Origin of the sequence: Mycobacterium shottsii (genome assembly GCF_010728525.1) — a bacterium.
GTDB classification, from domain to species: Bacteria; Actinomycetota; Actinomycetes; order Mycobacteriales; family Mycobacteriaceae; genus Mycobacterium; species Mycobacterium marinum.
Genome location: NZ_AP022572.1, coordinates 2,025,531 through 2,041,081, shown reverse-complemented (window position 1 = coordinate 2,041,081; position 15,551 = coordinate 2,025,531). Strand labels below are relative to the sequence as shown.

At 64.4% G+C, this 15,551-nt stretch carries 11 protein-coding genes and 2 pseudogenes; 7 read left to right on the top strand and 6 right to left on the bottom strand.

Going from position 1 to position 15,551, the window contains the following annotated elements:
* Positions 1–32: 32 nt before the first annotated feature.
* The 7 genes and pseudogenes from nuoH (at position 33) to nuoN (ending at position 8,004) form a co-directional block, all read left to right on the top strand.
* Positions 33–1,307, top strand: coding sequence for an NADH-quinone oxidoreductase subunit NuoH (gene nuoH, locus G6N41_RS09635; protein WP_198967221.1), 1,275 nt, complete (start codon positions 33–35; stop codon positions 1,305–1,307).
* Positions 1,282–1,845 (top strand): annotated as a pseudogene (gene nuoI, locus G6N41_RS09630) (NADH-quinone oxidoreductase subunit NuoI); the annotation flags it as partial. The gene nuoH and the pseudogene nuoI, both read left to right, overlap by 26 nt.
* An 8-nt stretch (positions 1,846–1,853) precedes the next feature.
* The gene (locus G6N41_RS09625; RefSeq protein ID WP_099052696.1) at positions 1,854–2,630 is read left to right on the top strand and encodes an NADH-quinone oxidoreductase subunit J; all 777 of its coding nucleotides are present in this window, start codon (positions 1,854–1,856) and stop codon (positions 2,628–2,630) included.
* On the top strand, positions 2,627–2,926 hold the full coding sequence (nuoK, locus tag G6N41_RS09620; protein WP_020732228.1) for an NADH-quinone oxidoreductase subunit NuoK: 300 nt from the start codon (positions 2,627–2,629) through the stop codon (positions 2,924–2,926). Before G6N41_RS09625 ends, nuoK begins: the two co-directional genes overlap by 4 nt.
* 10 nt (positions 2,927–2,936) lie before the next feature.
* A complete protein-coding gene (gene nuoL / locus G6N41_RS09615) occupies positions 2,937–4,838 on the top strand; it encodes an NADH-quinone oxidoreductase subunit L (RefSeq protein ID WP_198967220.1) in 1,902 nt (633 codons plus the stop codon).
* Positions 4,835–6,421 (top strand): NADH-quinone oxidoreductase subunit M, encoded by a 1,587-nt coding sequence (locus G6N41_RS09610; protein WP_407663741.1) that lies wholly within the window; start codon positions 4,835–4,837, stop codon positions 6,419–6,421. Before nuoL ends, G6N41_RS09610 begins: the two co-directional genes overlap by 4 nt.
* The gene (gene nuoN / locus G6N41_RS09605; RefSeq protein ID WP_198967218.1) at positions 6,418–8,004 is read left to right on the top strand and encodes an NADH-quinone oxidoreductase subunit NuoN; all 1,587 of its coding nucleotides are present in this window, start codon (positions 6,418–6,420) and stop codon (positions 8,002–8,004) included. Before G6N41_RS09610 ends, nuoN begins: the two co-directional genes overlap by 4 nt.
* A gap of 58 nt (positions 8,005–8,062) precedes the next feature.
* Here the strand turns inward: nuoN and G6N41_RS09600 are convergent, their stop codons facing one another.
* From G6N41_RS09600 to G6N41_RS09580, 6 genes and pseudogenes are all read right to left on the bottom strand, one after another.
* Positions 8,063–9,451 (bottom strand): beta strand repeat-containing protein, encoded by a 1,389-nt coding sequence (locus G6N41_RS09600; RefSeq protein WP_407663801.1) that lies wholly within the window; start codon positions 9,449–9,451, stop codon positions 8,063–8,065.
* Between the two features lie 2 nt (positions 9,452–9,453).
* Positions 9,454–9,943: pseudogene (locus G6N41_RS29965) on the bottom strand (PPE family protein); the annotation flags it as partial.
* Positions 9,944–10,810: 867 nt separating this feature from the next.
* The gene (locus tag G6N41_RS09595) at positions 10,811–12,589 is read right to left on the bottom strand and encodes a PPE family protein (RefSeq protein WP_198967216.1); all 1,779 of its coding nucleotides are present in this window, start codon (positions 12,587–12,589) and stop codon (positions 10,811–10,813) included.
* A gap of 220 nt (positions 12,590–12,809) precedes the next feature.
* Entirely contained in the window at positions 12,810–13,259 is a 450-nt protein-coding gene (locus tag G6N41_RS09590) for a hypothetical protein (protein WP_198967215.1), read from the bottom strand.
* Between the two features lies 1 nt (position 13,260).
* The gene (locus G6N41_RS09585) at positions 13,261–14,538 is read right to left on the bottom strand and encodes a DUF58 domain-containing protein (RefSeq protein WP_198967807.1); all 1,278 of its coding nucleotides are present in this window, start codon (positions 14,536–14,538) and stop codon (positions 13,261–13,263) included.
* Between the two features lie 13 nt (positions 14,539–14,551).
* Complete coding sequence (locus G6N41_RS09580; RefSeq protein WP_198967214.1) at positions 14,552–15,520, bottom strand: AAA family ATPase; 969 nt, start codon at positions 15,518–15,520, stop codon at positions 14,552–14,554.
* Positions 15,521–15,551: the final 31 nt, after the last annotated feature.

The window sequence follows — 15,551 nt, the reverse complement described above, 5'->3', positions numbered from 1 at the left end:
GCAGAGCGAAGCGATGAACAGGAGTGGCGCCGATGACCGATTTCGGACATGACGTCTGGTGGCTGGTCGTCGCCAAGGCGATCGCCATCTTCGTTTTTCTCATGCTGACGGTGCTGGTGGCGATCCTGGCCGAACGCAAGTTGCTGGGCCGGATGCAATTGCGCCCCGGCCCAAACCGGGTGGGGCCCAAGGGCTCGCTGCAAAGCCTGGCCGACGGAATCAAGCTGGCGCTCAAAGAGAGCATCACCCCCGGCGGCATCGATCGATTCGTTTATTTTGTCGCCCCGATCATCTCGGTGATTCCCGCGTTCACCGCGTTCGCATTCATCCCGTTCGGTCCGGTGGTGTCGGTGTTCGGGCATCGCACGCCGCTGCAGTTGACCGATCTGCCGGTGGCGGTGCTGTTCATCCTGGGCCTGTCAGCGATCGGGGTGTACGGCATCGTGCTCGGCGGCTGGGCATCCGGATCAACCTACCCGCTGCTGGGTGGGGTGCGTTCGACCGCACAGGTCATCTCCTATGAGGTGGCCATGGGGCTGTCGTTCGCGGGCGTGTTCCTCTATGCCGGCAGCATGTCGACCTCGCAGATCATCGCCGCGCAGGATCGCGTCTGGTACGTCTTCCTGCTGCTGCCGTCGTTCGTGATCTACCTCATCTCGATGGTGGGTGAGACCAACCGGGCCCCCTTCGACCTGCCCGAGGCCGAGGGTGAGCTGGTGGCCGGTTTCCACACCGAGTACTCGTCGCTGAAGTTCGCGATGTTCATGCTCGCCGAGTACGTCAACATGACCACGGTTTCGGCGCTGGCGGCCACGTTGTTCCTGGGCGGCTGGCACGCGCCATGGCCGTTGAACATGTGGCACGGAGCCAACGCGGGCTGGTGGCCGGTGCTGTGGTTCACCGCCAAGGTGTGGGGATTTTTGTTCATGTACTTCTGGCTGCGCGCCACGCTCCCTCGGCTGCGCTACGACCAGTTCATGGCGCTGGGCTGGAAGCTGCTGATTCCCGTCTCGCTGGTGTGGGTGCTGATCGCGGCGGTGATCCGGTCCCTGCGCAACCAGGGCTACCAATACTGGACACCGGCGCTGGTGGTCAGCAGCATCGTCGTGGCAGCAATCCTGGTGATGTCGCTACGAAAACCGTTCAGCACGCCCAACTCCGTGACAAAGGCCCGGCGGCGCGGCAAGCAGCCCGCCGCCAGCCCCGACGAGCAAGGCGCCATGGAGCCGCTGTTCCCGACGCCGCCGCTGCCCATGAAGCCGCTGGCTCAGCCAGTTGGTGCGAGCAAGGAGAACGCCCGTGGCTAAATTCTTGGACTCCATTGCCGGATTCGGCGTGACCTTCGGGTCAATGTTCAAAAAGACGGTCACCGAGGAGTATCCGGAGAAGCCGGGTCCGGTAGCGCCCCGGTATCACGGCCGCCATCAGCTCAACCGCTACCCCGACGGCCTGGAGAAATGCATCGGTTGCGAGTTGTGCGCTTGGGCCTGCCCGGCTGACGCGATCTACGTCGAGGGCGCCGACAACACCGACGAGCAACGGTTTTCCCCGGGTGAACGCTACGGCCGGGTGTACCAGATCAACTACCTGCGCTGCATCGGTTGCGGTCTGTGCATCGAGGCTTGTCCGACCCGGGCGCTGACCATGACCAATGACTACGAGTTGGCCGACGACAACCGTGCCGACCTGATCTATGAGAAGGACCGGCTGCTGGCCCCGCTGCAGCCCGAGATGACCGCGCCGCCGCATCCCAGGGCTGCCGGCGCCACCGACAAGGACTACTACCTGGGCAACGTGACCGCCGAAGGCTTGCGCGAAACACAGAAAACCGGAGAGTCGCGGTGACTTCGACCCTGGCTTCCAGTCTGGCCGCGGACACCATCACCGTTACCTCGACCGGTGAGGCGGTGACCTTCTGGATCCTGGGTGCGCTGGCGCTGGTCGGCGCGCTCGGGGTGGTGATGGCCGTCAATGCCGTATACTCGGCGATGTTCTTGGCGATGACGATGATCATTCTGGCCGTGTTCTACATGATCCAGGACGCGCTGTTCCTGGGGGTGGTCCAGGTCGTCGTCTACACCGGCGCGGTGATGATGCTGTTCTTGTTCGTGCTAATGCTCATCGGTGTGGACTCCGCGGAGTCGCTCAAAGAGACGCTGCGCGGGCAGCGGGTCGCCGCGGTGGTGATCGGGGTCGGATTCGGCGTCCTGTTGATCGCCGCTATCGGCAATGTGGCGGCCGGAGGCTTCGCGGGGTTGACGGCCGCCAACGCCAACGGCAACGTCGAGGGCTTGGCGGCGCTGATCTTCTCGCGCTATCTGTGGGCCTTCGAGTTGACCAGCGCACTGCTGATCACCGCGGCCATCGGCGCGATGGTGCTAGCCCACCGGGAGCGCTTCGAGCGCCGCAAGTCCCAACGCGAACTCTCCCAGGAGCGCTTCCGCCCCGGCGGTCACCCCACGCCGCTGCCGAACCCCGGCGTCTACGCACGCCACAATGCGGTCGATGTCGCCGCGCTGCTGCCCGACGGCTCCTACTCCGAGTTGTCGGTCCCGGGGATCCTGCAGACCCGCGGGGCGGATGGACTCCAGACGCCTTCGCCCGAGGCCATCACAGGTGGTGCGTCATGAATCCCGCCAACTATCTGTATCTTTCGGCGCTACTGTTCACCATTGGCGCCTCCGGGGTGTTGTTGCGCCGCAATGCGATAGTCATGTTCATGTGTGTCGAGCTAATGCTCAACGCCGTCAACCTCGCGTTTGTCACGTTCGCGCGAATGCACGGGCATCTGGACGGACAAATGGTCGCGTTCTTCACGATGGTGGTCGCAGCCTGCGAAGTCGTCGTCGGTCTGGCCATCATCATGACGATTTTCCGTACCCGCAAATCGGCGTCGGTCGACGACGCGAACCTACTCAAAGGCTGATAGCGCCACAGTGACGAACTTTCTGGGGACTCAACACACCTGGCTGCTGGTGGCGCTGCCGCTGGCGGGTGCCGCGATCTTGCTGTTCGGCGGTAGGCGGACCGACGCGTGGGGACACTGGTTGGGTTGTGCGGCGGCCCTTGCCTCATTCGGCGTTGGCGCGACCATGCTCGCCGACCTCGTGGGGCGCTCCGCCGACGATCGGCTCATCCACCAAACGGTCTTCACCTGGATGCCGGTGAGCCAGCTGCAGGTGGACTTCGGACTGCAAATCGATCAGCTGTCCATTTGCTTCGTGCTGCTGATCACCGGAGTCGGATCGCTGATCCACATCTACTCGGTCGCCTACATGGCCGAAGACCCCGATCGCCGTAGGTTCTTCGGCTACCTCAATTTGTTCTTGGCCTCGATGCTGCTGCTGGTGGTCGCCGACAACTACGTGTTGCTCTACGTCGGGTGGGAAGGCGTGGGCCTGGCGTCCTACCTGCTGATCGGCTTCTGGTATCACAAGCCGTCGGCCGCCACGGCGGCCAAGAAGGCGTTCGTGATGAACCGGGTTGGCGACGCCGGGCTGGCTTTGGGCATGTTCGTCATGTTCAGCACCTTCGGCACGCTGTCCTACGCCGGGGTCTTTGCCAGTGCGCCGGCCGCCAGCCGGGTAGCGCTGACCGCGATGGGTTTGCTGCTGCTGCTGGGGGCGTGCGCCAAGTCCGCCCAGGTGCCGCTGCAGGCCTGGTTGGGCGACGCGATGGAGGGCCCCACCCCGGTGTCCGCCCTGATCCACGCCGCCACCATGGTGACCGCCGGGGTGTACCTGATCGTGCGGTCCAACCCGCTCTACAACCTGGCGCCGGACGCACAGCTGGCCGTGGTCGTGGTGGGCACCGTCACGCTGCTGCTGGGGGCGGTCATCGGGTGCGCCAAGGACGACATCAAACGCGCGCTGGCCGCCTCGACGATGAGCCAGATCGGCTACATGGTGCTGGCCGCCGGCCTGGGCCCGGCCGGTTACGCGTTCGCGATCATGCACCTGCTCACCCACGGTTTCTTCAAGGCCGGACTGTTCCTGGGATCCGGATCGGTCATCCACGCGATGCATGAGGAACAGGACATGCGCCGGTACGGGGGGCTGCGCGCCGCCCTGCCCGTCACCTTCGTCACCTTCGGGCTGGGCTACCTGGCGATCATCGGTGTGCCACCCTTCGCGGGCTTCTTCTCCAAGGACGCGATCATCGAGGCAGCGCTGGGCGCCGGCGACACCCGCGGCTATGTGCTCGGCGGTGCGGCCCTGCTGGGAGCAGGGGTCACCGCGTTCTACATGACCCGGGTGATGCTGATGACCTTCTTCGGTGAGAAGCGGTGGGCGCCGGGAGCCCACCCGCACGAGGCTCCGGCCCTGATGACCTGGCCGATGATCCTGCTGGCCTTCGGCTCCGTCTTCTCCGGTGGTCTGCTGGCGATGGGCGGCACGCTGCAGCGTTGGCTCGAGCCCGTCGTCGGAGCCCATGAGGAAGCCACCCATGCGCTCCCGAACTGGGTCAGCACCACGGTGGCGCTCGGTGTCGTCGCCGTCGGTATCGCGGTCGCCTACCGGATGTACGGCACCGCTGCCATCCCCCGGGTGGCCCCCGTCCGGGTTTCGGTGCTGACGACGGCCGCGCGCGCCGACATGTATGCCGATGCCTTCAACGAGGAGGTGTTCATGCGCCCTGGCGCGCAACTGACCGACGCGGTGGTCGAGGTCGACAACGCGGGTGTGGACGGCTCGGTCAACGCTTTGGCCGGATTGGTGAGCATGACGTCGAATCGGTTACGACGAATGCAAACCGGCTTCGCCCGCAACTACGCGTTGTCGATGCTGGCCGGTGCGGTCCTGGTGGCCGCGGTGCTCTTGGCGGTGCAGCTGTGGTGAACTCACACGTACCGTGGCTGACGCTGCTGTGGCTGGTCCCGCTGGCCGCTTCGGTGCTCATCATCTTGTTGCCCCCGGGGCTGCGCCAGCTCGCCAAGTGGACCGGCCTGATCGCCAGCGTCGTGACGCTGGCGGTGTCGGTTGTCGTCGCTACCGGGTTCAAGCCGAGCGGCGAGCACTACCAGTTCGTCGAAAACCGTTCCTGGATACCGGCGTTCGGCGCCAGCTACACGCTCGGGGTGGATGGCATCGCGGTGGTGCTGGTGCTGCTGACCACGGTGCTGATCCCGCTGCTGCAGATTGCCGGCTGGAATGACGGCGGCGAACGCACCAGGGGTGTGCACGCCTACGTCGCGTTGACGCTGGCCATCGAGTCGATGGTGCTGATCTCGGTGGTCGCGCTGGACGTCTTGCTGTTCTACGTGTTCTTCGAGGCCATGCTCATTCCGATGTACTTCCTCATCGGGGGTTTCGGGCAGGGCCGCACGCGCTCCGCGGCCGCGGTAAAGTTCCTGCTGTACAACCTGTTCGGCGGGCTGATCATGCTGGCAGCGGTTATCGGGCTCTATGTGGTGACCGCCCAAAACGGGTCTGGAACTTTCGACTTCCGCGACATCGTGGCCGGCGTGCAGGGCGGACATTACGGCGAACATCCGGCGGTCTTCAAAGCCTTGTTCCTCGGATTCATGTTTGCGTTCGCCATCAAGGCCCCGCTGTGGCCCTTCCACCGCTGGTTGCCCGATGCGGCGGTGGAGTCCACGCCGGCGACCGCGGTGCTGATGATGGCGGTGATGGACAAGGTCGGCACGTTCGGCATGCTGCGCTATTGCCTGCAGCTGTTCCCGGACGCCTCAACCTATTTCCGTCCGTTGGTCGTGACGCTGGCCATCATCGGCGTGATCTACGGCGCAGTCGTGGCGATCGGTCAGACCGACATCATGCGACTGATCGCCTACACGTCGATCTCGCACTTCGGGTTCATCATCGCGGGGATCTTCGTGATGACCACCCAGGGCCAGAGCGGTTCGACGCTGTACATGCTCAACCACGGACTGTCGACGGCCGCGGTCTTCCTGATCGCCGGCTTCCTGATCTCGCGCCACGGCAGCCGGGCGATCGCCGACTACGGCGGTGTGCAGAAGGTGGCTCCGGTGCTGGCCGGCACCTTCCTGGTTTCGGCCATGGCCACCCTTTCCTTGCCCGGCTTGGCCCCATTCATCAGTGAATTTCTGTTGCTGCTTGGCACTTTCAACCGCTACTGGCTGGCCGCGGCCTTTGGCGTCACCGCGCTGGTGCTTTCCGCCATCTACATGCTGTGGCTGTACCAACGCGTGATGACCGGACCGGTGGCCAAGGGCAACGAGCGCATCGGTGACCTGGTGCCACGCGAAATGATCGTGGTCGCGCCGCTGATCGCGATGTTGCTGATCCTCGGGGTCTATCCCAAACCCGTGCTCGATGTCATCAACCCGGCGGTCGAGCACACCATGAGCACCATCGGCCAGCACGATCCCGCGCCCAAGGTGCCACACCCGGTTTCGGGTGTGGGCGCCCCCCGGACAGCCGAAGGACCACACGAATGATCTTGCCCAGCCCAAGCATCGAATACTTCCTGCTGTGTCCGATGCTCATCGTTTTCGGCATCGCCGTCGTCGGCGTGCTGGCCGAGGCGTTCCTGCCGCGCCGGCTGCGATACGGCGCGCAGGTGACGCTGGCCCTGAGCGGGTTGGTGGCCGCATTCATCGCGCTCATCGTGGTGGCCCGGTCGATTCCGGTGACTGGCCGCCGCGCCGTGCTCGGGTCGATGGCAGTGGATCGACCAACGCTGTTCTTACAGGGCACGGTGTTGCTGGTGGCGGTGATGGCGGTCATCTTCATCGCTGAACGCAGTACCCACCGGGTGGCCGCCCAGACCAAGACGGCGGTCGCCGCGGGCAGCGGCGGACTCGACTCCTTCACGCCGCAGGCTTCGGCCGTGACCGGCAGCGACGCCGAACGCGAGGCGCAACGTGCGGGGGCAGCGCAAACCGAAATCTTCCCGCTGCTCACGCTTTCCGTCGGCGGCATGATGGTATTTCCCGCGGCCAACGACCTGTTGACCATGTTTGTCGCGCTCGAAGTGCTCTCCCTGCCGCTGTATCTGATGTGCGGACTAGCGCGACACCGCCGGTTGCTGTCGCAGGAATCGGCGCTGAAGTACTTCCTGCTGGGCGCGTTCTCTTCGGCGTTCTTTCTCTATGGTGTCGCGTTGCTCTACGGCGCTACCGGCTCGCTGACGCTGACCGGTATCCGGGATTCGCTGGCGGCACGCAGCGATATGTCCATGGCGTTGGTGGGCGTCGGTCTGCTGTCGGTCGGTCTGCTGTTCAAGGTTGGCGCTGTCCCCTTCCACTCGTGGATTCCCGATGTGTACCAAGGCGCACCCACGCCGATCACCGGGTTCATGGCGGCGGCCACCAAGGTTGCGGCTTTCGGCGCCCTACTTCGGGTGGTCTACGTGGCGCTGCCTCCGCTGCACGATCAGTGGCGGCCGGTGCTGTGGGCGATTTCGATATTGACCATGGCGGTTGGCACCATCACCGCGGTGAACCAGACCAACGTCAAACGGATGCTTGCCTATTCGTCGGTCGCACACGTCGGCTTCATCCTGACCGGCGTGATCGCCGACAACTCGGCGGGTCTGTCGGCGACGCTGTTCTACCTGGTCGCCTACAGCTTCAGCACGGTGGGCGCATTCGCCATCGTCGGCTTGGTCCGCGACGCGAAAGGGGTCGAGGACGCCAACCTGTCCCATTGGGCCGGGCTGGGTCAGCGCTCCCCGATTGTGGGCGTGATGCTGTCGATGTTCCTGCTGGCGTTAGCCGGCATCCCGCTGACGAGCGGGTTCATCAGCAAGTTCTCCGTGTTCAAGGCCGCCGCCGAGGGCGGTGCGGCGCCGTTGGTGGTCATCGGTGTCATCTCCAGCGGAGTGGCCGCCTACTTCTACGTCCGGGTGATCGTGTTGATGTTCTTCACCGAAGAGTCCAGCGACACACCGCAAGTGATGGCGCCCGGCATCTTGAGCAAGGCGGCGATCGCGGTTTGTGCGGCGGTCACTGTGCTGCTGGGGATCCTGCCGCAACCGGTGCTCGACCTCGCCAACCAGGCCGCCCACTTGCTGCACTGAACCAGCTGTGGGGTGACCCGGCTGGCGACTCACGGGGGTAATCGCCCCTACCAGCGGGCTAGAGGTGGAAGAACCCCGACTGGTTGTCCATGGTGTTGAAGAAGCCCGAAGTGAAGGCTCCTGAGCTGAAGACGCCCGAGGTGAACGAAATGGCGAATAACGGCGCCACGTACACAAAACCGTTGTCACCGGAGTTTGCGATACCGATGTTCAGAAAGCCGTTGTTGAACAGCCCCCTGTTGAGGCCGCCCCCGGAGTTACCGATGCCCGCGGTGCCGGGGCCCATGTTGAAAAAGCCCGATGTCCCCTGGTTGAAATGAATGGGGAACGGCGGCGCCGGCGGCGGAAGCGTCTTGGTGGTTTCGTACTGGGCGTTTTGGATACCGGAGGTATCGACACCGGAGTTGTTGAAGCCGGAGAGTCCGGTACCGGTATTGCCGAAGCCCGAGTTCGGGCCAGCCTGGGTGGCGGAACTCGCGATGGACGTGTTCAGGTTGCCCGAATTGAGCAGACCGGTATTGATGTCCCCCGAATTCCCCCATCCGGTGTTGGTGCTGCCCGAGTTGAAGTCACCGGTGTTGACGTCGCCAGCGTTGAAGCTGCCGGTGTTCGACAGGCCCGAGTTTCCGAAGCCGAAGTTGCCGCCGCCAACGTTGCCGAAACCGAAATTGCCGCCTCCCGCGTTCCAGGCGCCGAAGTTGGCGGCACCAGCGTTCTGAACGCCCGTATTGACGCTGCCGGAATTTTCGAATCCCGTGTTGGTATCACCGGAGTTCAAGAAGCCGTAGTTACCGTTGCCCGAGTTGAAGAAGCCCACGTTGTGATCACCAGAGTTGAAGAACCCGATGTTGTTGCTTCCCGAGTTGCCAAAACCCGTGTTGGCGAGTCCGGTGTTCAACGCGCCAATGCCCATCTGGTTGTCGCCGGTGAGCCCAAAGCCAATGTTGTTGTTACCGGTGTTGGCAAACCCCACGTTGCCATCTCCGAGATTGGCGAAGCCAAAGTTGTTGCTGCCAAGGTTGGCAAAGCCGCGGTTGGTGTCGCCGATATTTCCGCTGCCGATGTTACTGCTGCCGGTATTACCGTTGCCGAAGTTGTGACTGCCGAGGTTGCCACTGCCGACATTACTGTCACTGCCGACCGATGAGAGCACCCCGTTTCCGCTACCCAGATTCGAATTGCCGTAGTTGCCGCTGCCCAGGTTTCCGTCGCCGTAGTTGCCACTGCCGACGTTGGAGCCGCCGGTGTTTCCGCTCCCAAGGTTGAGGTTGCCGATGTTGCCGCTGCCCAGGTTGTTATCCCCGGTGTTGCCGTTGCCCAGGTTGAAGTCGCCAATATTGCCCAGCCCCAGGTTGAAAGCGGGAATTGCCGATGCGGCGGCCTGTAGCTCACCTACCCCCGGTAGGCCCGAGATCCATTGCTGTAGCCCCGCCTCCCAGGACGGCAATGCTGCCGCTGCCGCCGACGCCCCACCGTGATAGCCCACCATCGCCGCCACATCCGCGGCCCACATCTGCTCATAGGCGCCTTCGGTCGCAGCGATCGCCGGCGCATTCTGCCCAAACAGATTCGACATCACCAACTGCACAAACACATTGCGATTGGCCGACACCGCCACCGGATGCACCATCGCCGAGCGCGCCGCCTCAAAAACCTCGGCAACCGCCCTGGCCTGGGCCGAAGCCCCCACCGCACGCGCCGCAGCCGCGCTCAACCAACCCGTATAGGGCGCCGCCGCAGCTGCCATCGCCGCGGCCGCCGCACCCTGCCAGACCTGACCCGCCAGCCCCGAAGTCACCGACTCAAACGACCGCGCCGCGGTCCCCAATTCCTCAGCCAGCCCACCCCAGGCCACCGCGGCATCCAACATCGGCGCAGCCCCAGCACCGGCAAACATCCGCACCGAATTGATCTCCGGCGGCAGCAGCAAGAAGCTCATCACTCAGTCCTTCCGTGAACCACACCAAGCGTCTGTCCGCGGCGGTTTGCCATGACGCGTGGCCATGCGCTCCGCTCGACCAGTAGCAATAGACTGTAGGCAAAACTTGCCGCTTTGCCAGCGGTTCTGTCAAATTCCGTCGGTTTCTGGGCAATTGCACGAGAAATTGCTGGAATCCGGCTGCCGATCGTGCACACAATTCCAGAATGCCATTTCAATTTCTCGCGTGCATTGGCGCGGCCACCGAAATATCCCAGCCCGCATGGCCGGCCCGACGTTGTGGCGGTGGCCGTCGGTGCACCGGCTCCTACCAAACCGCCCCGCCACCCTCACCGCGGCACCAAGCGACATGGGCATGGGCATGGGCATGGGCATGGGCACTGCAGCTTCACCAGTGCGGGCTTCCCGAGACCCACGCTAGCTGAGTGGAAATCCCCGACATTGCGGTTGCCTGCGCTTTTAGAACCCGCGTTGTAATCGCCGGAATTGTCATGGCCCGCATTCTCCGCGCCACCGTTGCGGCAAACCGGGTGGCCATCTCCCGGATTGGAAAAGCCCACATTTGGTCTCCGGAGTTGAAACTCAAATATTGCTGTTCCCAGGGTTGCCGAACCCATATTTCTGCCGCCGGTTTTCAGTGAACCAATAAAATTCAAGGGCCGATGCTTTCGCCGCCAAAGTTCCATTCGCCAGCGTTTGCCCGAGCCGGCGTTGACGGTGGGCGACGTGAACAGCGCCCGCTTCGACCGTGTGCACGGGCACGCGCCTCATGAGCAACCGACTAGGCAGCGCAGATTGCTGGGCGCCACCGGGCGTGACCAATGGCTGGCGCGGAGACGCCGGACGGATCTTCCGATACGGGAGCCCCTAGGACTGCCCGAAGAAGCCCGCCGTGTTGTCGGTTTCGTTGAACGCTCCTGATGAGCTATCACCCGAGTTGGCAAGACCGGAGCTGCCGTCGCCGGAGTGCCCGAAGCCCGAACTACCCGAACCCGTCACATTGAAGCCCGTGTTGAACGAGCCGGTATTCCCGACTCCGGTGTTGAATCCGGTCCCGGCATTGTTGAAGCCGACCTGATACTCACCCGTGTTCCCGAAGCCCGAGCCGACGCTGAAGAAGCCCGTGTTCATGTTCTGGAAGCCGGATACGCCGCCGCCGAACGTCGCATCGTTGGTGTTGTTGAAGCCGGACTGGGTGGCACCGGCTGGGGTGTCGGCGCTGCCCACGGTGGTGTTGAAGTCACCCGAGTTGAGGAAGCCGGTGTTGACGCTGCCGGCGTTGCCGCCGCCAGTGTTGAGGTCACCCGAGTTGAAGAATCCCGTGTTCCCACCGATGAACGTGGCTGAGCCCCCGGAATTGAAGAAACCGGTGTTGCTGTAGCCGGCGTTACCGGAGCCCATGTTTGAACCACCGGCATTGCTATCACCCACATTGCTGGAGCCCGCGTTGCTGAAACCGAGGTTGTTGGCGCCCGCGTTACCGAAACCGGTGTTGAGCCCGCCTGAATTCCAGAAGCCGGAGTTCACGCCGCCGGAGTTGCCAAAACCGGCGTTGCCGTCCCCGGAGTTGAACACCCCGACGTTGCCGCTGCCGGAGTTGAAGAATCCGATGTTGTTGTCACCGGAGTTGCCGAAACCGAAATTCCCGGTGCCCGCGTTCAACGAACCGATGCCGACCTGGTTATCTCCGGTGAGACCGAAACCGATGTTGTTGTTACCCACGTTGCCGAATCCGAAGTTGTTATTTCCGATATTCGCCAACCCGATGTTGGACAAACCGATGTTGGCGCTGCCGAGGTTGAAGGCACCGAGGTTTGCGTCACCGATGTTGTTCCCGGTGCTGAACGACACGGGGTCCATGCCGTTGGCGTTGCCGAAGTTTCCGCTCCCAAAGTTGCCGAGACCGAAGTTTCCGTTCCCCAAGTTTCCGCCGCCGAAGTTGAGGTTGCCGTTGTTGCCGCTACCGAAGTTGGTATTGCCGATGTTGCCATTGCCCAGGTTGAACGAGCCGTTGTTTCCGCCGCCGAGATTCCACTGGCCCGAGTTGCCCAGGCCAGTGTTGACGGTAGGCAAGTTGAACAACGCTGCCGCGGGCGCCGCCGCCGCTTGACCTATGCCGGGCAACCCCGACAACGCCTGCTGCCACGACGGCAGCCCCGCCGCGGCAGCCGAGGCGCCACCGTGATACCCGACCATCGCGGCCACGTCCGCGGCCCACATCTCCTCATACGTGCCTTCGGTCGCCGCGATCGCCGGCGCGTTCTGACCGAACAGATTCGACATCACCAACTGCACAAACACGTTGCGATTGGCCGCCACCGCCAGCGGATGCACCATCGCCGACCGCGCCGCCTCAAACGCAGACGCCACCATCTTGGCCTGCCCGGCCGCCCCCACCGCCCGCGCCGCCGCCGCACTCAACCAACTCGAGTAGGGCGCCGCGACCGCCGCCATCACCTTCGCCGCCGCGCCCTGCCACGCCTGACCCGTCAATCCCGAGGTCACCGATGCGAACGACTCCGCCGCCGTCCCCAACTCTGCCGACAGCCCATCCCAGGCCACCGCTGCCTCCAACATCGGCGCGGACCCCGCGCCAGCGAAGATTCGCAATGAATTGATCTCCGGAGGCAACACCGCAAAGCTCATCAGCCCATCCCTTTCTCGAAGTCGCTACAGACCGCGGCCCCGCACCCGGACACGTCCATATCTGGCCCTGCTCAGACGGTCGGCCCCTGGACCCAGCCTGTAGAACAGGACTCTAGGAAAATCGGAGTCCGATATCCGGGGTTTCGCGAAATTTCTTTTACGTGCCGGAAATACGCCGGTCCGCGCCGGCCCGCAATCCTCGCCGGCGCCGCAAAAACGTTCAGTGCAGAAACGGACGGGTGGCCAATACATAGATTGCCAGCACCGCCAACGGCGCCGCCAATGGCAACCACGGCACCTGCAGCGGAAATGCGGTGGCCGCCAGGCCTGCGAACGCAAATCCAAGGGCGGCAACGATAGTCGGCCAGGTAGCCATCGCGACGCCGGCGGGATCCCCGGCCGCGTGCCGGCTCACCAGGTAGGCCACGGCGCAAAGGCCACACAGTGCGGCAAGCAATTGCGACGGCGCCGACAACACCAGCGCCAGCACCGTCAGCAATACCGCAACCGTTGCCGCCGCACGCACCAAGATTCCCGCTACCAAGGCAATGACGGCTCCGGCCAGAGCGACGATTACCGGCCCGCGAGCTCCGGCACCGGCGGCGCCCACCATCAGCAGCCCGAATACCGGGGAAAGGACTCGACTGCCGGTTCCGGCCACCGATCCCATGTCAGGCGCTCCCCCGCAGCCGTCCGCGGATCCGACGGCGGCGATCGGGCAAGGCCGCCATCGACTGCTCGAGTGCGCGGTTTCCCGGCCAGTCGAGTACGTCGACGCCCACCGTTGCGATGTCCCGATACATCCCGGCACGCTGCAGCGCCCACATCCGGACCACGAGCGGGTCCTGCTCCCCCTCGAAAGGAGCGCTGTCGAGTACGTCCACGGCAACCACGACATGGCCCCGCTTACGCAAGTCGATCAGCGCCAGCGCGAATTCGGTGTCCAGCAACGTGGAGAACGCGATGACAATGGCCCCGGCCGGAACGGCGGCACGCGGAGCGAGTGTCCCGGTCGTCTTCTCGAACCGGTCGCCGCTACCGAGCACGGTGTCGAGCACCCGATAGAACTGGCGTTGGCCGATGTCGGCTCCCATCCACCGCGGGCGATTGCCGCCCAGCGCGATGATCCCGGCCCGATCACCATTGCGCAGGGCGGTCTGAACCACCTGAGCCGCCCCGCGCGCTACTCGCTCGGTGGCTTCGCTGGCCGGGCCCGGCGGCTGCCGGTAAGTGTCGATCAGCACGATGACGTCGGCGGCACGGTCGGTCAACCGTTGCGTCACATGCAAACGTCCGCGCCGCGCGCTGACCGCCCAGTTCACCGCCCGCAGCTGGTCCCCCGGAACGTAGGGGCGAATGTCGGCGTATTCGACGCCTGGGCCGATGTACCGGGTGAGGTGGGCACCCAACCGGTCCAGCAGCTCGGTCTGTGGAATGGCCGTCGGCTGCGGCGGTGTGAGCGGAAAGACGACCACCTGGGCGGCCTCGACCGTCCCATCGACCATCAACAGCCCGCCGCGCGCGACGACATCGACGCGCGCCTCGATAGGATAGCGGCCCCACCGCTGTGTCACCACCTCAACGCTTTTTGCCTGGCGTGAACTCGACTCGTCGATGTCGAGCTGCATGCCGGCCGGCGCCCGGACGGTGACCAGGACCGCCTCGCTCCCCTCCCCGGCCGCCGAATCCACTGTTGCCCAAACCTTCACGCTCACCCGCTCGTCTTCAAAGCAACGCTGCAGATCGGGCTCGGCGTGCACATGAACGGTCGGGACCGGCCGCTCCCAGTAGATCGAGCACAGCACGCCGAGCAGTGGCGCCGCGAACGCGATCAGTTGCCACCGGCCGGCAATGACGGCGGCGGCCAGGGCCACTCCGGCGCACGTGGCGACGGACAGCGTCAGTGGCGAAGCACGCCAGCGCAACTCGACATCACGAGTTTGGATCACATCGCGCCGTCGCTCATCGGCTTCCCGCATTGGTGCGCGGAACGGGCAAGCGCCGCAACAGTTCTGCGATGATATCGGCTCCCTGGATCTTGCGCACCCACATCTCCGGACGCAAGGTGATCCGGTGCGCGATTGACGCGGTAGCCAGCGCTTTGACGTCTTCGGGGATCACATAGTCGCGCCCGAGTAGCAGCGCCCGGGCACGGGAGAGCTGGACCAGGTCGAGTTCGGCCCGAGGGCTGGCACCGACGGCGACCTGCGGATGGTTGCGGGTCGCGGTGGCCAGCGACACCACGTAGTGCAAGACATCGTCGTGAACGGTCACCTGCTCGACCGATTCCCGCATGGCCAACAGGTCGTGCAGGTCCACCACCTGGTTCACCGTCGCCTCGGCTGACCCGCGTTCGAGCCGGCGCCGCAGCATCGCCGTCTCATCCTGTTCGGAGAGGTAGCGCAGTTCGAGCCGGATGGCGAACCGGTCCAGCTGCGCCTCCGGCAGTGGATAGGTGCCCTCGTACTCGATCGGGTTGTCCGTGGCCAACACGATGAACGGCATGGGCAACTTGTGCGTTTGGCCGTCGATACTGACCTGTCCTTCGGCCATCGCCTCCAGCAGCGCTGCCTGGGTCTTGGGCGGCGTGCGATTGATCTCGTCGGCCATCAGCAGGTTGGTGAAGATCGGCCCCGCCCGAAACTCGAAGCGACCCGATTGCATGTCGTAGATGGTGGAGCCGAGCAGGTCTGCCGGCAGCAGATCGGGAGTGAACTGCACCCGTTTGAACTCCACCCCCAACGCGGCGGCAAACGAGCGCGCGATCAACGTCTTACCCAGGCCGGGGAGGTCTTCGATGAGAACGTGGCCCCGAGCCAGTACCGCGGTGAGTATCAGGGTCAGTGCCGCGCGTTTGCCGACCACGACGCGTTCGATCTCGTCGATCACCGCCTCGCAGGCAGCGGTCGTCAGCGCGGCCGGCATGGTCATGTTCGGCTCACATCCGCTCCCGCTTCAACTC

Bases quoted from the DNA above. Each gene is read 5' to 3' on its own strand.
- nuoH (WP_198967221.1), top strand. From the start codon at position 33: ATGACCGATTTCGGACATGACGTCTGGTGGCTGGTCGTCGCCAAGGCG.
- nuoK (WP_020732228.1), top strand. From the start codon at position 2,627: ATGAATCCCGCCAACTATCTGTATCTTTCGGCGCTACTGTTCACCATT.
- nuoN (WP_198967218.1), top strand. From the start codon at position 6,418: ATGATCTTGCCCAGCCCAAGCATCGAATACTTCCTGCTGTGTCCGATG.
- G6N41_RS09595 (WP_198967216.1), bottom strand. From the start codon at position 12,589: ATGAGCTTTGCGGTGTTGCCTCCGGAGATCAATTCATTGCGAATCTTC.
- G6N41_RS09590 (WP_198967215.1), bottom strand. From the start codon at position 13,259: ATGGGATCGGTGGCCGGAACCGGCAGTCGAGTCCTTTCCCCGGTATTC.
- G6N41_RS09580 (WP_198967214.1), bottom strand. From the start codon at position 15,520: ATGACCATGCCGGCCGCGCTGACGACCGCTGCCTGCGAGGCGGTGATC.